Source organism: Catellatospora bangladeshensis, from assembly GCF_016862575.1.
Taxonomy (GTDB): domain Bacteria; phylum Actinomycetota; class Actinomycetes; order Mycobacteriales; family Micromonosporaceae; genus Catellatospora; species Catellatospora bangladeshensis.
On the sequence record NZ_BONF01000004.1, the window covers coordinates 115,061 to 134,676 of the forward strand.

General features: G+C 71.8%; 17 protein-coding genes. 10 read left to right on the forward strand and 7 right to left on the reverse strand.

The features are described 5' to 3' along the window. The first annotated feature begins 55 nt into the window (after window positions 1–55). The 4 genes from trpB (at window position 56) to Cba03nite_RS02310 (ending at window position 4,462) form a co-directional block, all read left to right on the forward strand. On the forward strand, window positions 56–1,270 hold the full coding sequence (trpB, locus tag Cba03nite_RS02295) for a tryptophan synthase subunit beta (protein ID WP_203741141.1): 1,215 nt from the start codon (window positions 56–58) through the stop codon (window positions 1,268–1,270). Continuing rightward, the gene (gene trpA / locus Cba03nite_RS02300) at window positions 1,267–2,046 is read left to right on the forward strand and encodes a tryptophan synthase subunit alpha (RefSeq protein WP_203741143.1); all 780 of its coding nucleotides are present in this window, start codon (window positions 1,267–1,269) and stop codon (window positions 2,044–2,046) included. The genes trpB and trpA overlap by 4 nt, the downstream gene beginning before the upstream one ends. Before the next feature lie 161 nt (window positions 2,047–2,207). Next, window positions 2,208–3,254, forward strand: a complete 1,047-nt coding sequence (gene lgt / locus Cba03nite_RS02305) for a prolipoprotein diacylglyceryl transferase (protein ID WP_239125400.1) — start codon at window positions 2,208–2,210, stop codon at window positions 3,252–3,254. A gap of 5 nt (window positions 3,255–3,259) precedes the next feature. Continuing rightward, window positions 3,260–4,462 carry an FAD-dependent oxidoreductase gene (locus Cba03nite_RS02310; protein ID WP_203741147.1) on the forward strand — a complete coding sequence of 401 codons (1,203 nt, stop codon included), beginning with the start codon at window positions 3,260–3,262 and terminating at the stop codon, window positions 4,460–4,462. Between the two features lie 394 nt (window positions 4,463–4,856). Here the strand turns inward: Cba03nite_RS02310 and Cba03nite_RS02315 are convergent, their stop codons facing one another. Then, window positions 4,857–5,717 carry a mechanosensitive ion channel family protein gene (locus Cba03nite_RS02315; RefSeq protein ID WP_239125401.1) on the reverse strand — a complete coding sequence of 287 codons (861 nt, stop codon included), beginning with the start codon at window positions 5,715–5,717 and terminating at the stop codon, window positions 4,857–4,859. A gap of 567 nt (window positions 5,718–6,284) precedes the next feature. Between Cba03nite_RS02315 and gltB the strand changes: the two genes are divergently transcribed. Both gltB and Cba03nite_RS02325 read left to right on the forward strand, forming a co-directional pair. Beyond that, window positions 6,285–10,889 carry a glutamate synthase large subunit gene (gene gltB, locus Cba03nite_RS02320; RefSeq protein ID WP_373315714.1) on the forward strand — a complete coding sequence of 1,535 codons (4,605 nt, stop codon included), beginning with the start codon at window positions 6,285–6,287 and terminating at the stop codon, window positions 10,887–10,889. Continuing rightward, a complete protein-coding gene (locus tag Cba03nite_RS02325) occupies window positions 10,882–12,351 on the forward strand; it encodes a glutamate synthase subunit beta (RefSeq protein WP_203741151.1) in 1,470 nt (489 codons plus the stop codon). Before gltB ends, Cba03nite_RS02325 begins: the two co-directional genes overlap by 8 nt. Window positions 12,352–12,417: 66 nt before the next feature. On the opposite strand, the gene Cba03nite_RS02330 is transcribed toward Cba03nite_RS02325, so the two are convergent. The 6 genes from Cba03nite_RS02330 to Cba03nite_RS02355 all read right to left on the reverse strand — a co-directional run bounded on the left by Cba03nite_RS02330 (window position 12,418) and on the right by Cba03nite_RS02355 (window position 15,208). Beyond that, complete coding sequence (locus Cba03nite_RS02330; RefSeq protein ID WP_203741153.1) at window positions 12,418–12,963, reverse strand: hypothetical protein; 546 nt, start codon at window positions 12,961–12,963, stop codon at window positions 12,418–12,420. A 396-nt stretch (window positions 12,964–13,359) separates the two neighbouring features. Continuing rightward, window positions 13,360–13,503 carry a hypothetical protein gene (locus Cba03nite_RS02335; RefSeq protein WP_203741155.1) on the reverse strand — a complete coding sequence of 48 codons (144 nt, stop codon included), beginning with the start codon at window positions 13,501–13,503 and terminating at the stop codon, window positions 13,360–13,362. An 11-nt stretch (window positions 13,504–13,514) separates the two neighbouring features. Beyond that, window positions 13,515–13,853, reverse strand: coding sequence for a helix-turn-helix domain-containing protein (locus Cba03nite_RS40195; RefSeq protein ID WP_275411529.1), 339 nt, complete (start codon window positions 13,851–13,853; stop codon window positions 13,515–13,517). Next, entirely contained in the window at window positions 13,846–14,100 is a 255-nt protein-coding gene (locus Cba03nite_RS02345) for a hypothetical protein (protein ID WP_203741157.1), read from the reverse strand. The genes Cba03nite_RS40195 and Cba03nite_RS02345 overlap by 8 nt, the downstream gene beginning before the upstream one ends. Continuing rightward, window positions 14,100–14,579: a hypothetical protein gene (locus tag Cba03nite_RS02350; protein WP_203741159.1), complete on the reverse strand. Its 480-nt coding sequence runs from the start codon at window positions 14,577–14,579 to the stop codon at window positions 14,100–14,102. Before Cba03nite_RS02350 ends, Cba03nite_RS02345 begins: the two co-directional genes overlap by 1 nt. Further along, window positions 14,576–15,208: a sigma-70 family RNA polymerase sigma factor gene (locus tag Cba03nite_RS02355; protein WP_203741160.1), complete on the reverse strand. Its 633-nt coding sequence runs from the start codon at window positions 15,206–15,208 to the stop codon at window positions 14,576–14,578. The genes Cba03nite_RS02350 and Cba03nite_RS02355 overlap by 4 nt, the downstream gene beginning before the upstream one ends. A 526-nt stretch (window positions 15,209–15,734) precedes the next feature. On the opposite strand from Cba03nite_RS02355, the gene Cba03nite_RS02360 reads away from it, so the two are divergent. The 4 genes from Cba03nite_RS02360 to Cba03nite_RS02375 all read left to right on the forward strand — a co-directional run bounded on the left by Cba03nite_RS02360 (window position 15,735) and on the right by Cba03nite_RS02375 (window position 19,591). Then, window positions 15,735–16,088, forward strand: a complete 354-nt coding sequence (locus Cba03nite_RS02360) for a hypothetical protein (protein WP_203741162.1) — start codon at window positions 15,735–15,737, stop codon at window positions 16,086–16,088. Window positions 16,089–16,108: 20 nt separating this feature from the next. Further along, window positions 16,109–17,023 (forward strand): LLM class flavin-dependent oxidoreductase, encoded by a 915-nt coding sequence (locus Cba03nite_RS02365; protein WP_203741164.1) that lies wholly within the window; start codon window positions 16,109–16,111, stop codon window positions 17,021–17,023. 178 nt (window positions 17,024–17,201) lie between these two features. After that, a complete protein-coding gene (pyk, locus tag Cba03nite_RS02370; protein ID WP_203741166.1) occupies window positions 17,202–18,659 on the forward strand; it encodes a pyruvate kinase in 1,458 nt (485 codons plus the stop codon). Between the two features lie 53 nt (window positions 18,660–18,712). Next, window positions 18,713–19,591, forward strand: a complete 879-nt coding sequence (locus Cba03nite_RS02375; protein WP_203741174.1) for an acyl-CoA thioesterase — start codon at window positions 18,713–18,715, stop codon at window positions 19,589–19,591. The last annotated feature ends 25 nt before the right edge of the window (window positions 19,592–19,616 follow it).

A 19,616-nucleotide genomic window follows, 5' to 3' on the forward strand; every position in this document is an offset into this window, starting at 1 on the left:
CCCTCGCCTGACCGCTGCTCGGCCGGAGCGGCGGCTGACGCCGAAGGAGGGGCACATGTTGCCCGACGACCGGGGCCACTTCGGCCCGTACGGCGGCCGGTTCGTCCCGGAGGCGCTCATCGCGGCGCTCGACGAGCTGGACGCGCACTACCGCAAGGCCATGGCCGATCCCGAGTTCACCGGCGAATTCGAGCGGATGCTGCGCGAGTACGCGGGCACCCCGTCCCTGCTCTACGACGCCACCCGGCTGTCGGAGCGGGTCGGCGGCGCGCGCATCCTGCTCAAGCGCGAGGACCTCAACCACACCGGCGCGCACAAGGTGCGCAACGTGCTCGGCCAGGCGCTGCTCACCAAGCGGATGGGCAAGACCCGCGTCATCGCCGAGACCGGCGCGGGCCAGCACGGCGTCGCCAGCGCCACCGCCGCGGCGTACCTGGACCTCGAATGCGTCGTCTACATGGGCGAGGTCGACACCAAGCGCCAGGCCCTGAACGTGGCCCGGATGAAGATGCTCGGCGCCACCGTCATCCCGGTCACCACCGGCTCGAAGACGCTCAAGGACGCGATCAACGAGGCGCTGCGCGACTGGGTCACCAACGTCGACGAGACGCACTACCTGCTGGGCACCGCGGCCGGGCCGCACCCGTTCCCGGCGATGGTGCGCGACTTCGTGCGCGGCATCGGCGTCGAGGCGCGGGCGCAGTGCCTGGAGAAGACCGGCGCGCTGCCGGACGCGGTCGCGGCCTGCGTCGGCGGCGGCTCCAACGCCATCGGCATGTTCCACGCCTTCGTGCCTGACGCGGACGTGCGCCTCTACGGCTTCGAGGCGGGCGGCGACGGCGTCGAGACCGGCCGCCACGCCGCCAGCATCACCGGCGGCAGCCACGGCGTGCTGCACGGCTCCCGCTCGTACCTGCTGCAGGACGAGGACGGCCAGACCATCGAGTCGCACTCGATCTCGGCCGGCCTGGACTACCCGTCGGTCGGCCCCGAGCACGCCTGGCTGCACGACCAGGGCCGGGCGCGCTACCAGCCGGTCACCGACGCCGAGGCGATGGACGCGTTCGCGCTGCTGTGCCGCACCGAGGGCATCATCCCGGCGATCGAGAGCGCGCATGCGCTGGCCGGCATGCTGCGCGAGCTGCCCGCGCTGCGCGCCGAGCTGGGCCGGGAGCCGACGGTCATCGTGAACCTGTCCGGCCGCGGCGACAAGGACATGCACACCGCGGGTGAGTACTTCGGGCTGTTCGACGGGGATGTGATCGGGTGAACGTCACGACTGCCTACGAGAAGGCGCGGGCCGAGGGCCGGGCGGCGCTGGTGGGCTACCTGCCCGCCGGGTTCCCGTCGGTGGCCGGGGGCATCTCCGCGGTCAAGGCGATGATCGAGGCCGGGGTGGACCTGGTGGAGATCGGCCTGCCGTACTCCGACCCGGTCATGGACGGACCCGTCATCCAGCGCGCCACCGAGCAGGCGCTGGCGGGCGGCGTACGCACCCGCGACGTCATCGCCACCGTCGAGGCCGTGTCCGGCGCGGGCGTGCCCGTGCTGGTGATGAGCTACTGGAACCCGATCGAGAAGTACGGCGTCGACGCGTTCGCCCGCGACCTCGCCGGGGCCGGCGGCGCCGGGCTGATCACGCCCGACCTCATCCCCGACGAGGCGGACGAGTGGCTGGCCGCCTCGGACCAGCACCACCTGGACCGGGTGTTCCTGATCTCGCCCTCGTCGACCGACGAGCGCATCGCGATGACCGTGCGGCACTGCCGCGGCTTCGTGTACGCCACCGCGGTCATGGGCGTCACCGGCGCCCGCGACGCCACCTCCACCGCCGCGCCGACCCTGGTCGCCCGCGCCAAGAAGGTCTCCGGCACCCTCCCCGTCGGCGTCGGCCTGGGGGTACGCAGCGGCGTCCAGGCCGCCGAGGTGGGCGCCTACGCCGACGGCGTCATCGTCGGCAGCGCCCTCGTCTCCGCCCTCGCCGACGGCGGCGAACCCGCCCTCCGCACCCTCACCCACGACCTCCGGGCGGGCCTCACCCCCTGACCCCCTCTGCGTTGATCATGAACTTAGGGGCGTGTTCGACGGCGTGTCGCCGCCCCTAAGTTCATGATCGATGTCCGTGGCCGTCCCGGGTCATGATCAGCGCAAAGTCGGGGCGGGCGGGGGGTGGGGATCGACGGGCTGGGACGGTAGGGTTTGCGCTCGTGAACCTCGCCTCCATCCCGTCCCCGTCCACGGCGGTCTGGCACCTCGGACCGGTGCCGCTGCGGGCGTACGCGCTGTGCATCATCGCGGGCATCGTGCTCGCCTGCATCGTCACCGACCGGCGGATGCGCAGCCGGGGTGCCCCGCCGTGGGCCGTGCTCGACATCGCCGTCTGGGCGGTGCCGTTCGGCATCGTCGGCGCCCGCATCTACCACGTGCTCAGCTCGCCCGACGCCTACTTCGGCGAGGGTGGCGACCTGGTCAAGGCGCTCTACGTCTGGGAGGGCGGCCTCGGCATCTGGGGCGGCGTCGCGGGCGGCGCGCTCGGCGCCTGGCTGGCCTGCCGCCAGCTCGGCATGTCGTTCAGCTTCGTGGCCGACACCATCGCGGTGGGCCTGCCACTGGCGCAGGCCGTGGGCCGGCTCGGCAACTGGTTCAACAACGAGCTGTACGGCGGCAAGACGGACCTGCCGTGGGGCCTGCAGGTCCACGTCATGTCGGACACCACCCCGGGCCAGGCCATGGTCGGCCCCGACGGCGAGCCGGAACTGCGCGAGGGCCTCTACCACCCGACGTTCCTCTACGAGCTGCTGTGGAACCTCGGCGTCGCGGGCGTCGTGTACTGGCTGGACAAGCGCTACAAGTTCGGCAAGGGCCGGGCGTTCGCGCTCTACGTGATGCTCTACACGCTCGGCCGCGGCTGGATCGAGGCCATGCGCACCGACCCGGCGACCATGATCGGCGGCCTGCGCCTCAACGTGTGGACCTCGATCATCGTGTTCCTGGGCGCGGCGGCGTACTTCTTCCTCGTCAAGGGCGTCCAGGAGTTCCTGATCCCGAACGTCGACGCCGCGGGCGAGCCCGTCAAGGGCTTCCAGACCGTCACCGAGGAGCAGTACCAGGCCTTCCTCGCCGACGGCACCCGCCCGGACGCGGTCGGCGGCCCGTCCGGCGACGCCGGTGACGAGCCGGGCGGCCCGGCGGACGACGCCGAGACGGACGGCCCGGCGGACCTGCCCGCGCAGAAGACCGCGGCGAAGGGCTGAGCCACATGCGCAGCGCGGTGGTGGTCGGAGCGGGCGTCGGCGGCCTCGCCACGGCGGGCGCCCTCGCCCGGACCGGGTGGCGGGTCACCCTGCTGGAGCGCGCGGACCGGCTGCGTGCCGAGCCCGCCGCGCTGCTGCTGTGGCCCAACGCCGTCGCCGCGCTCCGCTCTCTCGGCCTCGGCACCGGGCTCGGCGCCATCGCCACCCCGGTGCCGGTCGGCGGCCTGCGCCGCGCCGACGGGCAGTGGCTGGCCCAGCCCTCCGCGGCGAGCGCCACCGCCACCCCGGTCGTCGTACACGCTGAGGACCTGCACGACACGTTCATCGCCGGGCTCGGCGACCACATCGAGATCCGCACCGGCATCACCGTGCGCACCATGCACGCCCGCCCCGGTGACCGGCCCGCCGTCGGCGACGGCCGGCACACCTGGGAGGCCGACGTCATCGTCGCGGCCGACGGCGCCGACAGCACACTGCGGGCCCGGCTCGCGCCGCAGTCGATCGCGGTCAGCTCCGGCTACGCCGCCTGGCGCGCCGTCATCCCGTGGTATCGCGCGCCCAAGCTGCCCGAGGACCTGGTCCTGGCGGGGGAGACGCTGAGCGGCGGCTACCGCTTCCTGGCCGCCTCGCTGGGCGACCGGGGCAGCTCCGGCGCGTCCAGCCGGGGCGGCATCTACTGGACCGCCACCGTGGCCGGGGCCGCCCGGCCCGAGCCCAAGGCCACCCAGCTGACCCTGCTCAAGCGCTGGTTCGCGGGCTGGCACGCACCCATCTCGGACCTGCTCGCGGCGACCGAGCCGGACGACCTCGTACAGCAGGACGGGCGGCAGCTGCGGCCGCTGCCGTCCGAGCTGGCGTTCCCTGTCGGGACCGGCGGGTTCGCGCTGGTCGGCGACGCCGCGCACGCCATGCCGCACCACCTGGCCCAGGGGGCCGGGCTGGCGCTGGAGGACGCGGCCACGCTGCGCGCCCTGCTGCTGCCGGCGATCCCCGGACCGGGCTGCAACGCGGCGCTGGCGGCGTACTCCGCGGCGCGCCGGGCACGAGCGGCGCAGGTGGTCCGGCAGACCCAGCGCGTCGGCGCGGTGCTCGCCCCACGCGGCAACCTGGTCACCCGGGCTCGCGACCGCGCCTTCGGCGCGCTGGCGCCCCGCGTCCTCGACAAGGCCGCCGCCGTCGCCGCCGACTGGCAACCCCCCACCACCTGACCGGCCCACCCGGCGGCCCTCACCACCCGCCCTCCACCAGCCGCCGCACGATCCCCACGCCGCGCGCCACACCGCCACCCTCGCGCGCCCCGCGCCGTGCCACGCCGCCGCACCCTCGCGCGTCCGGCGCCGCCGCGCCACGCTCGCACGCCCTGCGGCGCGCCGCGCGCCATGATCGCGGGTTCGTGTCGGATTGTGGGGCCGGACCGCAGGTTGTGACACGAGACCGCGATCATCACCAGAACCCTGAGACCCGCCCGCCATGATCGCGTCGATCTTGCGTGAAGTGTTGCCCTTATGGGCGATATGGGCGTGTCGCACCCACAGTTCGCGCAAGATCGGCACGCCAGAGGTGGGGCGGGGTGGGGCTGCGCCGGTGGGAGTCGTTGTCGGGTCAGAGTTCGGGGCCGGGTTTCATGTCGTTGCGGAGGGCGGTGGCCTTTTTGGTGAGGCGGTCGGCGGCCTCCTCGGCGGTGACCTTGGTGCCGGGTTTGACGTCCTGCGGGGTCTCGCCGGGGTATTTGGGCTGGACCATGGTGTCGCCGCGGTCCTTGGTGAGGGCGGCGGCCGTCTGCTGCTCGGCGGCGCGGGCCTTGAGGTGTGCGGACACCCGGGTGCTCTCCTCCTCGATCCGGCCGAGGGCACGTTCCCAGCGGGAGCGCATCGGGCCGATCAGGCCGCCGCCCACGCCGACGATGAGGATGCCGGAGATGGTGGCGAGGATCGCGACGAGCACCGGCGTGGTGATGGTGGTGGCGATGCCGGCCTGGTTGAGCGCGGCGATGGCACCCAGCGCGATGATCGCGACCTGGGCGATCCGGCCCACGGCACGCCCGTACGAGAAGTGCGACAGGGCGTTGCTGATGACGTTGAAGACGGCGTTGGCGATGGCGACCGCCACCACGATGATCACGCAGGCGACGATGAGGCGCGGCAGCCAGGCGATCACGTCGTCGATCAGGTTGCTGATCGGGTTGGGCCCGAACACGCTGAACGCGAGCTGGAACGTGAACAGCAGCAGCGCGTAGTAGACCAGCATGCCCACCAGCCCGCTGGGGGTGTACCGGCCGGTCCAGCGGTCCATGCCGGTGCGCTGGGCCAGGTGGTTGAACCGGGCTTTGGCCAGGCCCTTGTCGACGAGTGAGCCGATCACCTTGGCGATGATCCAGCCGATGACCAGGATGGCGGCGCAGGCGAGGATCTTGAGGCCGATGTACGCCAGCGCACCCAGCGTGACCTGCAGAGTCGGGTTCACGGTCGTCCCCCTCCGTCCTAGCGGACGTGCTCAGCCGCAGACTACGGCGGGGCGGGGACCGGTGATCGCCGTTTCGGATCTAAACATCCATCGGAGCCGCATCCATCGGATGCCGCACTTCGCGGCACAGATCAGCGATCATCGAAGGGCGGCGGCGGGACGTCGCGCGGTTAACCTCTGCGACGCGCCCGACACGCGCGGGAAACGTTTCGGTCACGTGACCGGGCGCAGGTGATCAGCCTGCGGTGGTCCGTCCCTTTACCTACTAACTGGGAAGTAGCTTCTCACCATGTGGACGTGTGATCAATCTGTGTCTGGTGGACACCCAGGCCGTTTAACGTAGACTCAACACTCACAGACTCGTCCCCATACTCGTGCGAACCGCGCGAGGGAGTCCGTGCACCGCTGAACCTGCGGGTTCACTCAAGGGCCGACGTCGTCCCGCTCGGATAGGACCGTTAACGAACCCGGCACGCCCCCGCGCCATCGCCGTCGCGGCTTGCAGGCATTCCACCCGTTCGTGGCCGATACCGAATGATCTCTCTCCCCGTGACGACAGGAGGCCCGGTGGCATCGCCATACCCGCACCCCCTGCAGCCTGGTAAGCCGGCCGCGACGCAGCCTGCCCTGACGGCGGCCCCGGCCGCAGTGGGTCTCTACGACCCCGCCTTCGAGCACGACTCCTGCGGCGTCGCGTTCGTCGCCGACGTGCACGGCCGCCGCAGCCACGACGTGGTCGCCCGGGGCCTGTCGGCGCTGTGCCGGCTGGACCACCGCGGCGCCCGCGGTGCCGAGACCACGACCGGTGACGGCGCGGGCATCCTGCTGCAGGTGCCGGACGCGTTCCTGCGCGAGGTGGTGGACTTCCCGCTGCCGCCCGCCGGCCAGTACGCGACCGGCCTGGTCTTCCTGCCGGTCAACGGCGCCGACGAGGCCCGCGCGCTGACCGTGCTGGAGAAGTACGCACTCGTCGAGGGCGCGCAGATCCTCGGCTGGCGCGACGTGCCGGTGGACGCCGAAGGGCTGGGCGCCACCGCGGAGAACGCGCGCCCGCGCATCCGCCAGGTGTTCCTCAGCGCGCACAGCATCGCCGGGCACCGCTACGGCGAGCCGCTCAGCGGCCTGGAGCTGGAGCGCGTGGCGTACTGCGTGCGCAAGCAGACCGAGCGGGAGACCCGCGAGCGCGGCGTCCCGCTGTACTTCCCGTCGCTGTCCGGCCGGACCATGACCTACAAGGGCATGCTCACGCCGGACCAGCTGGGCACGTTCTTCCCGGACCTGTCCGACCCGCGCGTGGTCAGCGCGATCGCGCTGGTGCACTCGCGGTTCTCGACGAACACGTTCCCGAGCTGGCCGCTGGCCCACCCGTACCGCTTCATCGCGCACAACGGCGAGATCAACACGATCCGGGGCAACAAGAACTGGATGCAGGCCCGCGAGGCGCTGCTGGCCAGCCCGCTGCTGCCGGGCAACCTGCGCCGGCTGTTCCCGATCTGCACGCCGGAGGCGTCCGACTCGGCCAACTTCGACGAGGTGCTGGAGCTGCTGCACCTGGCCGGGCGGAGCCTGCCGCACGCGGTGCTGATGATGATCCCGGAGGCGTGGGAGAACGACCCGGTGATGGACCCCGCGAAGCGGGCGTTCTACCAGTTCCACGCGAGCCTGATGGAGCCGTGGGACGGCCCGGCGAGCGTCGCGTTCACCGACGGCACGGTGGTGGGCGCGGTGCTGGACCGCAACGGCCTGCGCCCGGGGCGCTGGTGGCGCACCGAGGACGGCCTGGTCGTGCTGGGCAGCGAGGCGGGCATGCTCGACCTCGACCCGGCGACCGTCGTCGCCAAGGGCCGCCTGGAGCCTGGCAAGATGTTCCTGGTCGACACCGAGGCAGGGCGCGTCATCTCCGACGAGGAGATCAAGAACGAGCTGGCGTCCGAGGCGCCCTACGCCGAGTGGCTGCACGGCGGGCTGATGCACCTGGAGGGCCTGCCCCAGCGCGAGCACATCGTCTACACGCACGACTCGGTGCAGCGCCGCCAGCAGACCTTCGGCTACTCGGAGGAGGAGCTGAAGATCCTGCTCGCGCCGATGGCGCGGGCGGGCGCCGAGCCGCTGGGCTCGATGGGCACCGACACCCCGATCTCGCCGCTGTCGACCCGGCCGCGGCTGCTGTACGACTACTTCCACCAGATCTTCGCGCAGGTCACCAACCCGCCGCTGGACGCGATCCGGGAGGAGATGGTCACCAGCCTCTCGCTGACCATCGGCCCCGAGGGCAACCTGCTGGACCCGAACGCGTCGAGCTGCCGCCAGATCGTCCTGCCGTACCCGATCATCGACAACGACGAGCTGGCGAAGATCCTCTCCATCGACGAGGACGGCAACCTGCCCGGCTTCAAGGCGGTGCGGGTCTCCGGCCTGTACCCGCTGCGCGACGGCGCGGACGGGCTGAAGGCCCGGCTGACCGAGATCCGCCGGCACGTGTCCGAGGCGATCGAGGACGGCGTGCGCATCCTGGTGCTGTCGGACCGCGACTCCACCGCCGACCTGGCCCCGATCCCGTCGCTGCTGCTCACCGCGGCGGTGCACCAGCATCTGGTACGCGAGCAGACGCGCACCCAGGTCGCGCTGATCGTCGAGTCCGGCGACTGCCGCGAGGTGCACCACGCCGCGGTGCTCGTCGGCTACGGCGCCGCCGCCGTGAACCCGTACCTGGCGTTCGAGAGCGTCGAAGACCTGATCACCACCGGCGCGCTGCCCAACATCGCGCCCGAGAAGGCCGTGCGCAACGTCGTCAAGGCGCTGGGCAAGGGCATCCAGAAGATCATGTCGAAGATGGGCATCTCGACCGTGTCGTCGTACTGCGGCGCGCAGGTGTTCGAGGCGGTCGGCCTGTCCGCGCAGCTCGTCGAGCGCTACTTCACCGGCACCCCGAGCCGCATCCAGGGCATCGGGCTGGCCGAGATCCACGCCGAGGTCGCCGCGCGCCACGCGGTGGCGTACCCGACCAACCCGGCCGAGCAGACGCACCGGCGCCTGGAGGTCGGCGGCGAGTACCAGTGGCGCCGCGAGGGCGAGATCCACCTGTTCAACCCGGAGACGGTGTTCCTGCTCCAGCACGCCACCCGCTCCGGCCAGTACGACGTGTTCCGCCGCTACACCGACAAGGTCGACGCGCTCGCCGCGCAGGCCGGGTCGCTGCGCGGGCTGTTCGCGTTCAAGGACGCCACCCCGATCCCGATCGAGGAGGTCGAGCCGGTCACCGAGATCGTGAAGCGGTTCGCCACCGGCGCGATGTCGTACGGCTCCATCTCGGCCGAGGCGCACGAGACGCTGGCCATCGCGATGAACCGGATCGGCGGCAAGTCGAACACCGGCGAGGGCGGCGAGGACGTCGCGCGCCTGTACGACCCGGCCCGGCGCTCGGCGGTCAAGCAGGTCGCCTCCGGCCGCTTCGGCGTGACCACGGAGTACCTCGTGCACGCCGACGACATCCAGATCAAGATGGCGCAGGGCGCGAAGCCCGGCGAGGGCGGCCAGCTGCCCGGCAACAAGGTGTGGCCGTGGATCGCCAAGACCCGGCACGCCACCCCGGGCGTCGGCCTGATCTCGCCCCCGCCGCACCACGACATCTACTCGATCGAGGACCTGGCGCAGCTGGTGTACGACGTCAAGTGCGTCAACCCCGGCGCGCGGGTGCACGTGAAGCTGGTCAGCGAGGTCGGCGTCGGCACGGTCGCGGCGGGCGTGGCCAAGCTCAAGGCCGACGTCATCCTGATCTCCGGCCACGACGGCGGCACCGGCGCGTCCCCGCTGAACTCGCTCAAGCACGCGGGCACCCCGTGGGAGCTGGGCCTGGCCGAGACGCAGCAGACGCTGCTGCTCAACGGCCTGCGCGACCGGGTCACCGTGCAGGTCGACGGCCAGCTCAAGACCGGCCGCGACGTGATCGTGGCGGCGCTGCTGGGCGCGGAGGAGTTCGGCTTCGCCACCGCCCCGCTCATCGTCGAGGGCTGCATCATGATGCGGGTCTGCCACCTGGACACCTGCCCGGTCGGCATCGCCACGCAGAACCCGGTGCTGCGGGAGCGCTTCACCGGCAAGCCGGAGTTCGTGGAGAACTTCTTCTGGTTCCTCGCCGAGCAGGTGCGCGAGCAGCTGGCGGCGCTGGGCCTGCGCAGCATCGACGAGGCCGTGGGCCGGGTCGACCTGCTGGACCTGGTGCCCGCGACCGAGCACTGGAAGGCGCACGGGCTGGACCTGTCGCCGGTGCTCGCGGTGCCCGGCTCGCCGTACGGCGACGCGCCCCGCAAGGTGCGCGAGCAGGACCACGGCCTGGACGCGTCGCTGGACAACGTGCTGCTGCGCCACGCCGAGCCGGCGCTGGTGGGCGGCACCCCGGTGCGCTTCGACGTGACCGTGCGCAACGAGCACCGCAGCGTCGGCGCGATGCTGGGCGGTGAGGTCGTGCGGCGCGCGGGAGGGGCGGGCCTGCCCGACGGCACCATCGACGTGACGCTGCACGGCACGGCCGGGCAGTCGTTCGGCGCGTTCGTGCCGCGCGGTGTCACGCTGCGCCTGATCGGCGACACGAACGACTACGCGGGCAAGGGCCTGTCCGGCGGGCGGCTCATCGTGCGCCCGGACGCGCGCAGCCCGTTCGCCGCGGAGGACCAGATCATCGCGGGCAACACCCTGCTGTACGGCGCGACCTCCGGTGAGGCGTACCTGCGCGGCCGGGTGGGCCAGCGGTTCGCCGTCCGCAACTCGGGCGCGACCGCGGTGGTCGAGGGCGTGGGCGACCACGGCTGCGAGTACATGACCGGCGGCACCGTGGTGGTGCTCGGCCCGACCGGGCGCAACTTCGCCGCGGGCATGTCCGGTGGCGCGGCGTTCGTGCTCGACCTGGACCCGCTGCTGGTCAACCGGGAGCTGGTGGACCTCGGCGAGGTGGACGAGGTCGCGGCGGAGGGCCTGTTCGAGCTGGTCGAGCGGCACTTCCAGGAGACGGGTTCGGCGGTGGCGGAGAAGCTGCTGGCCGACTGGGCGGGCAGCGCGGAGCGCTTCACCGCCGTGATCCCGCGCGACTACAAGCGCGTGATCGAAGCCATGCGGGCCGCCGAGGCTGCCGGCCGCGACATCGACGCCGCGGTCATGGAGGTGGCACGTGCCTGACCCGAACGGTTTCCTGCGCTACGGCCGGCGCATGCCGGCCCGCCGGCCGGTCCCGGTGCGCATCATGGACTGGCGCGAGGTGTATCCCTCCGCCGACGACGAGCTGATCCGCGAGCAGGCGGGGCGCTGCATGGACTGCGGCATCCCGTTCTGCCACGAGGGCTGCCCGCTGGGCAACCGCATCCCGGACTGGAACGACCTGGTCCGCACCGGCAACTGGAACGCCGCGATCCAGTCGCTGCACAGCACGAACAACTTCCCGGAGTTCACCGGGCGGCTGTGCCCGGCGCCGTGCGAGGCGTCGTGCGTGCTGGCCATCGCCGACGACGCGGTGACCATCAAGCAGGTCGAGGTCGAGATCATCAACCGGGCGTACGTCAACGGCCGGGTCCGCCCGCAGCCCGCGGCGACCCCGTCCGGCAAGACCGTCGCCGTGGTCGGCTCCGGCCCGGCGGGTCTGGCTGCCGCGCAGCAGCTCGCGCGGGCCGGGCACACCGTGACGGTGTACGAGCGCGACGACGCGATCGGCGGCCTGCTGCGCTACGGCATCCCGGACTTCAAGCTGGAGAAGCACCACATCGACGCCCGGGTCGAGCAGCTGCTGGCCGAGGGCGTCACCTTCCGCACCGGCGTGAACGTCGGGGTGGACGTGCCCGCCGCGCAGCTGCGCGCCGAGCACGACGCGGTGCTGCTGGCCACCGGCGCGCTGGCCGGCCGCGACACGGACACCCCGGGCCGCGAGCTGTCCGGTATCCACATGGCCATGGCGCACCTGGCGCAGTCCAACGTGGCCGTGGCCGGGGGAGCGCAGCCGGAGATCACCGCGGCGGGCAAGCACGTGGTCATCATCGGCGGCGGCGACACCGGCGCGGACTGCCTGGGCGTCGCCCACCGGCAGGGCGCCGCCTCGGTGCTCCAGCTCGACCGGTACCCGCAGCCTCCCGACGCCCGCGACGAGGCGCGCGACCCGTGGCCGACCTGGCCGTGGATCCTGCGCAACTACGCGGCGCACGAGGAGGGCGGCGAGCGGGCGTTCTCGGTCGCGGTGCAGCGCTTCGTCGGCGACGACCAGGGCCGCGTCCGTGCGATCGTGCTGGTGGACGTCATCGTCGAGCGGGTGAACGGGCGCGGCGTGGTGACCGAGGTGGCCGGCACCGAGCGCGAGGTCCCGGCGGACCTGGTGCTGCTGGCCATCGGCTTCGAGGGCACCGACGCGACCGAGGCGCTGGCGCAGCTGGGCCTGTCGCGCAGCCCGCGGGGCACGGTCGAGTGCGGCCCGGACTGGCAGACCCCGGCCGAGGGCGTCTTCGTCGCCGGCGACGCGCACAAGGGCGCCTCGCTGATCGTGTGGGCGATCGCCGAGGGCCGCAGCGCCGCCGCCGCGATCCACCGCTACCTCGGCGGCGAGGGCAGCCTCCCCGCCCCGGTGGCCCCCTCCTCCCGTCCCCTCATCCCCGCCTGATCCAGAAGGAAGGGCGCCTTCTCCACGGAATTCCGTGGAGAAGGCGCCCTTTTCGATTCTTCAGGTTCAGCGGTGCGCCGGGTCGCGGCCGTTGCCGTTGTTGCGGCGTACCGGGAGCACGGTGACGTTGTCGGCCTGCATCCGGGTCACCACCTCGAACAGCTCCTCCTGGTCCTCGCGCAGCAGTTCCACCATCGCGCTGAGCTTGCCCAGGTCTTCACGGACGTGCAGGTGGGGCACCTCGCCGCCCACGACGTCGCGGCCGGTCGCCTCCTCCAGGATCTTGCTGTACTGCGAGAGCTGCTGGACGATGTCGCTCAGCGCGGTGATCACGATGCGCATGTGCTCGCCGCGCTGGTGGTCGCGGGCCAGCTGGGCGATCTCGTGCTCGCGCAGCCGGTCGACGATGTGCTGGTTGGACAGCGCCACGGCGCCGGCCAGCATCAGCACGACCCCCAGGGCAGTGGCCGCGATGACCCGGGCCATCATGGCCATGTCTTGATCGACGTTCAGCGTGGCGGGCCACACGATCAGGTAGGCCACGAGCACCAGAACGAGGGTGAGGCCCCCCATGCACAGCCAGAACGCCCCACTCTTGACTTTGACAATCACCTGTCTTCCCTTCCGGGACAGCCGGGCGTCGGGCGTACGCGCCGAATATCTACGAGCACTCAGCGTGCGCTGAGAAGTGCCGCGTGCGCTAGTAACAGAGAGCGAATTCATTCACAGCGCCAAATTCTGGACTGCAGGACAACACGCCATCGTCCGGACGTCTCGACTCTGGGCGCTGAGGACATCACCGATTCAAAGAAGACGCATGTTGCAATTCGCACGTGCACGCTACAACTAAAAGTCCGTATAAAAACGACTGTATACCAACGATTCGCCCGTCGCTCATCGTGAGCAACTCAAAGGACATCGAAGCACATTAACGAGTTGTTACATCTAAACGGACAGACCACTGCTGTTTTCCGTCACGGTACGTGATAGTCGATCACTCTGAGGTGATCAGTTCATCAGCGCGAGCATGGTGGTGAACACTCCGAAGGAGACGAACACCCCCAGACCGAACACGACGCCCTCGGTGAACAGGAGCAGCAGCGCGACCATCCTGCGGCCGCCGTGCCGGCGGCGGTAGAGCTCCGTTGCCATGGCCCACCCTCTCAGCGTGGCACCCAGCCGTGCTTGACCAGCAGCGCCGCCACGTCCTCGCGCAGGTACCGGCGGTGCCCGCCGGCGGTGCGGGTGACGCGCAGCAGGCCGCGGTCGGCCCAGCGCTTGACCGTCTTGCGGTCCACCGGCAGCAGCGCGAGCACCTCGGCCGGCGTCATCATCTCGCGGCGGCCCACCCGCACCCCGGCCCCGTCGCGCAGCCCCGCGGCGTAGGTGGCGGCCAGCACCGCCTGCAGCTTCGGGGACAGCTCGTCGCCGTCGTACGCCCGCAACGCCAGCTCCCGCACGTGCGCGGGCAGCCGGGGGACCGGCGCCGTCTGCTCAGACACCGGCGTGCTCCTTCGCTCTGGGGCGGCCCGGCCCGCGTGCCGCGGCGAGTTCGGCATGCAGTGCCACCGCCTCGCCGCGGTAGCGGTCCCGCTCGCGGCACGCGCGCCGGGCCAGTTCCTCGGCCTGCCGTGCCAGCAGGCTCTCCGCGACCAGCGCCGTACGCAGCGCGCTGACCTCCACCCCCGACCGCATGGCCTCCCGGTCGCACAACCGGACCAGCCAGCGGATCCCCCATGTCCAGGTCATCACAGGTACGCCTGCCGCGAGGACGGGACCTGCGGGTACGCCCCGGTGGCGGTGTGCCGTCCGCGGTAGTCGACCGCCGGGTACGGCGGCACCGCGTCCAGATACGCGGTCACCTCGGGGTCGGCCTCCGGCCGGCGCAGCGCCGGCACCGCGGCCGAACCCTGCGCCGGCGCCTGCGTGGGGACCGGATCGCCGGCCGGGCCGGTGGAACGCCACCGGGATCCACCCGGCCGGCGCCGGTTCAGGGCGCGGCGCCAGAACGCGACCACCGCGCGCCGCCGCGCCGCCTGTGCCTGGTCGGGGTCGTCGGCAGCCCACCACTGCCCGTCCCCGTCCGTGACGCCGTCCACCCGGTCGAGGATCAGCTTCGCCTCCTCGACCATCGTCAGCCGCTCCCGTAGCAGGAACAGCGTGGCCGCGAAGCTCACCGCGATCACCGCACCGGTGTAGAGGGTGAGGAACGTCGGTGTGAGCGTCATGACCTGCTCTCCTCGAAACCGTCGGGGAGCAGCCGGCCCAGCATCCGCACCGCGCGGCACTGCAGCGCCTTGACCGCGCCCTCGCTCTTGCCCATGGACTGGGCGGTCTCCGCGGTGGACAGGCCGACCAGGAAGCGCAGCGCGATGCAGCGCTGCTGCGAGGGGTTGAGCTTCTTGACCGCCTCGAGCAGGGCGAGGTTGTTGACGTGGTCCATGGCGACCCGGTCCGGAGCGCCGTCGAGGCTGTACTCCTCCTGGTCGAAGTCGAGGACCTCACCGGTGATCTCGAAGCGGTACCGGCCGGACTTGTAGTAGTCGGCCACGATGTGCCGCGCGATGGTGATGAGCCAGGCGGCGAAGTCCCGTCCCTGCCAGCGCACGCTGCCGATCCGCTTGAGCGCGCGCAGGAAGGTGTCGGACGTCAGGTCCTCGGCGGTGGGGCTGTGCCGGACCCGGAAGTAGATGAAGCGGAAGACCGCGGGGGCGTACTGCGTGTAGATCTTCCCGAACGCCTCGGTGTCGCCCTGCTGTGCGCGCTCGACCAGATCCCAGACGTACGACTGCTCCTCGGGCACCGCCCCAACGGACGAGGTGGTGCGGCTGTCCGGCGTGACCGCGGTCGGGCTCATCCGCGCGACACCCGGCCTTTGTGTGTCATGAGCACGTAACTTGCTCCTCTTCTCAAACGGGGGGATCCCTCGATGGGGCCCGCCGGACCGGGGTTCACGATCCGGCGGGCCCGGGTGGGCCGCCCAGTGCCTTGGGCGGCCCACCGCGAGGGGGGCGCAGCGGCGAACCGCTGCGGCACGGCCGGCGGATCAGTGACGGTGACGCGGTCCGGGCGCGGACCACGTTGTTTGCGGGCGACGCACCGTCATCTGGATCTGTCGGTCCTGTGCTGGTCGTCACGATAACCGTCGTCCATAGGCGACGCAAGTGGCGACGTCCCTGAGCGTCTATTACGCCCTAACGGGTGACTGCTGAAAGCGCTGCCACCCGCTTTAACGGCGTGTTACCAGTACGTGAGACGTCATCTGATTGCGACGCCACGCCTGTAGAACCGCACCGGAATTCGCCGTTAACCTGTTAGGTATGGGCGACGCAGGACGACTGAGACCGCAACCGGTCAGCGAATGGGGCAGATACCTCCGGCGCATGTGCGACCGGCCGGAGTGGTCGGTGGCCAAGCTGGCCCGCGAGTCCGGCATCGCCCGGCAGACGATCTTCGACTGGATGAAGGCCCCCGACGGCGGCGACTCGGTGACCGTCGGCTCGGTGCGGCGCGTGGCCGACGCGCTCGGCGACGACCTGGTCAACGCGCTCGCCGCGGCGGCCGGCGTGCCCGACCGCGAGGCCGACGAGGAGCTGTCCCCGATCCTGCAGTCCGACCTCGATCCGCAGGCCAAGGCCGAGCTGGTCGAATACCTGCGCGGCCTGCGCGAGGCGCAGCGGCACGCCCGCCGCACCGAGATCAGCGCCATGCTCAACCGCCCCAGGAGAGCCGCCTAGCGGCAGGTAGGGTCGGTGCAATGCGAGTGTCGGCGTTGATCCTGCCCGTGTACCCCTGGCGCGAGGGCCGCCACATCTGGCGCGAGGCGGAGGAGCTGGGCTTCCACGCGGCCTACACCTACGACCACCTGTCCTGGCGCACGTTCCGGGACGGGCCGTGGTTCGGCGCGGTGCCGACGCTCACCGCCGCCGCGGCGGCCACGGGGCGGCTGCGCCTGGGCACGATGGTGACCTCGCCCAACTTCCGGCACCCGGTCACCCTGGCCAAGGACGTGATGACGCTCGACGACGTGTCGGACGGCCGGATCACCATCGGCATCGGCGCGGGCGGCGTCGGCTTCGACGCGTCCGTGCTCGGGCAGACCCCGTGGAGCACCGCCGAGCGCACCGAGCGCTTCGAGGAGTTCGTGCCGCTGCTGGACCGGCTGCTCACCGACGGGGACACCACCCACTACGGCAAGCACTACTCGGCGTACGAGGCCCGCATGCTGCCCGGCTGCGTGCAGCGGCCCCGGGTGCCACTCGCGATCGCGGCGACCGGCCCGCGCGGCCTGGCCCTGGCCGCCCGGCACGGGCAGGGCTGGATCACCACCGGCCCGGCCCGCAAGGGCGACGAGACCGACCCCGCCGAGATCCCCGGCATCATCGCGGGCCAGCTCGCGGGCCTGGCCAAGGCGTGCGCCGCGGCCGGGCGCGATCCGGCGGAGCTGTCGCACATCCTGCTGACGGGTTTCACGCAGGAGCACCCGCTGCGCTCGGTGGACGCGTTCGTCGACTTCGCGGGCCGCTACGCCGCGCTCGGCATCGACGAGATCGTCGTGCACCGGCCCGTGCCGGGCACCTGTTTCGACCCCGGCCAGGGCGTCTACCAGAAGCTGCCCGCCGCCGTCGCCGCCGCGTTCGGAACCGATGCGGAGCCTGCTCCGCGGCCTTAATCGGTGCCGGGCACCGAGCGGCCGCTCCGACAGGCTCCCGAGGGGGAGAGGGACAGCCCAGCAGGGCCGAAACCGGGCACTGAACGATCGATCAGTTTCCCGCGTGTATCGCGCATTTGTCGAGACAGTGTCGCCCCGTTGCAACGTAGGTCACATCAGAGGACTAGGCTTGCCCGTCGTGACACGCCGCGCAAAGATCGTCTGTACTCTCGGCCCCGCCACCTGGTCCCCCGAGCGCCTCCGCGGGCTCGTCGAGGCCGGGATGGATGTCGCCCGCATGAACTTCAGCCACGGCTCCCACGCCGACCACGAGCAGGCCTACCTGCGGGTCCGTGAGGTGTCGGCCGCCACCGGCAAGGCTGTCGCGACGCTGGCCGACCTGCAGGGCCCCAAGATCAGACTTGGCAAGTTCGCGGACGGCCCCCACGAGTGGCGTACCGGTGACAGTGTTGTCATCACCAGCGACGACATCCTTGGCACGGCCGACCGGGTCTCCTGTACGTATCGGAAGCTGCCGGCCGAGGTCAAGGTCGGCGACCGCCTGCTCATCGACGACGGCAAGGTCGCCGTCGAGGTGACCGGCGTCAACGGGCCGGACATCCGCTGCCTCGTCATCGAGGGCGGGCCGGTCTCCAACAACAAGGGCGTCTCCCTGCCGAACGTGGCCGTCTCCGTGCCCGCCATGTCCGACAAGGACGCCGAGGACCTGCGCTTCGCGCTGCAGCTCGGCGTCGACCTGATCGCCCTGTCCTTCGTGCGCTCGCCCGAGGACATCAAGCTGGTCCACGCGATCATGCACGAGGTCGGCGTCGTCCGCCCCGTCATCGCGAAGATCGAGAAGCCCGAGGCGGTGGACAACCTCGAGGCCATCGTGGACGCCTTCGACGGCCTCATGGTCGCCCGCGGCGACCTCGGCGTCGAGCTCCCCCTCGACCAGGTCCCGCTGGTGCAGAAGCGCGCCGTCCAGCTCGGCCGCGAGTACGCCAAGCCGGTCATCGTGGCCACCCAGATGCTCGACTCGATGATCGAGAACTCGCGCCCGACCCGCGCCGAGGCCTCCGACGTCGCCAACGCCGTGCTCGACGGCGCCGACGCCGTGATGCTCTCCGGCGAGACCAGCGTCGGCAAGTACCCGGTGCTCACCGTCAGCACCATGGCGAAGATCATCGCGACCACCGAGGCCGGGCAGATCTCCGTGCCCCGGCTGCAGCACGACCCCCGCACCCGCGGCGGCGCGCTCACCGTGGCCGCCTCGCAGATCGCGCGCGCCGTCGGCGCGAAGGCCCTGGTGGCCTTCACCGTCACCGGCGACACCGTGCACCGGCTCGCCCGCCTGCACTGCGAGCTGCCGCTGCTCGCCTTCACCCCCGAGCCGGCGGTGCGCGACCAGCTCGCGCTCTCCTGGGGCGTGGAGACCTTCCTCATGCCGTTCGTGCACCACACCGACGACATGTTCCGGCAGGTCGACGAGCGGCTGCTCAGCCTCGGCCGGGCCAACGTCGGCGACTACGTGGTGGTCGTCGCGGGCAGCCCGCCCGGCACCCCCGGCTCCACCAACACCCTGCGCGTACACCAGCTCGGCTCGCTGGCCATGCCGCAGACCCTGGCGCAGCCCGCGCAGCCTGCCCAGGGCTAGGGTGGGCGCGACCGGGGCGCGCGGCGCGTCCCGCCCGCGCGAACGGACGTGACATGACGGAGCCCATCACCGGCCAGGCCGCCGTGGACAACCTGGTCGAGCTGCTGGATCTGGCCCCGGTCGACGAACTCGTCTTCCGGGGCCAGAACCCGCCGATCGGCCCGCCCCGGGTGTACGGCGGCCAGGTCGCGGCGCAGGCCCTGGTCGCCGGCGGGCGCACCGTCGACCCGTCCCGCCACGTGCACTCGCTGCACGGATACTTCGTCCGGGCCGGTGACATGACCGAGCCCATCGACTACCACGTCGAGAAGATCCGCGACGGCCGCTCGTTCTCCGTCCGGCGCTCCGTGGCCATGCAGCGCGGCAAGCCGATCTTCCTGATGTCCGCCTCGTTCCAGGTGCGCGAGGAGGGGCTGGACCACCACGATCCCGCCCCGTCCGACGTGCCCGGCCCCGACGAGCTGCCCACCATGTCCGACCGGCTCGCGCCGTACCCGGAGCGCCTCGGGATCTGGAAGATCCTGCCCCGCCCCATGGACGTGCGCTACGTCGACGAGCCCGGCTGGGTCCGCCCCGGCAAGCGGGTGGCCAACGACCAGCAGCGCGTCTGGATGAGGCTCGACGGCAAGCTCCCCGACGACCCGCTGCTGCACGCCTGCACGCTCACCTACATGTCCGACCTGACCCTGCTCGACGCGGTGCTGTCCGTGCACGGCGAGGTCTGGGGCCCCGGCGGCGTCATCGGCGCCAGCCTCGACCACGCCCTGTGGTTCCACCGCCCCTTCCGCGCCGACGAGTGGTTCCTCTACGACTGCGCCAGCCCGTCGGCCTCGGGCAGCCGCGGCCTCGCCACCGGCCGCATGTTCACCCGCGACGGCCGCCACATCGCCACCGCGGCCCAGGAGGGCCTGCTCCGCCCCGTCGGGGCGTGAGGCTTCTCTGCCGCGTCGATCTTGC

Coding starts and splice junctions, on each gene's coding strand:
- trpB (WP_203741141.1), top strand. CDS start 56: ATGTTGCCCGACGACCGGGGCCACTTCGGCCCGTACGGCGGCCGGTTC.
- Cba03nite_RS02310 (WP_203741147.1), top strand. CDS start 3,260: ATGCGCAGCGCGGTGGTGGTCGGAGCGGGCGTCGGCGGCCTCGCCACG.
- Cba03nite_RS02335 (WP_203741155.1), bottom strand. CDS start 13,503: ATGGCAACGGAGCTCTACCGCCGCCGGCACGGCGGCCGCAGGATGGTC.
- Cba03nite_RS02345 (WP_203741157.1), bottom strand. CDS start 14,100: ATGACCTGGACATGGGGGATCCGCTGGCTGGTCCGGTTGTGCGACCGG.
- Cba03nite_RS02350 (WP_203741159.1), bottom strand. CDS start 14,579: ATGACGCTCACACCGACGTTCCTCACCCTCTACACCGGTGCGGTGATC.
- Cba03nite_RS02355 (WP_203741160.1), bottom strand. CDS start 15,208: ATGAGCCCGACCGCGGTCACGCCGGACAGCCGCACCACCTCGTCCGTT.
- Cba03nite_RS02360 (WP_203741162.1), top strand. CDS start 15,735: ATGTGCGACCGGCCGGAGTGGTCGGTGGCCAAGCTGGCCCGCGAGTCC.
- Cba03nite_RS02365 (WP_203741164.1), top strand. CDS start 16,109: ATGCGAGTGTCGGCGTTGATCCTGCCCGTGTACCCCTGGCGCGAGGGC.
- Cba03nite_RS02375 (WP_203741174.1), top strand. CDS start 18,713: ATGACGGAGCCCATCACCGGCCAGGCCGCCGTGGACAACCTGGTCGAG.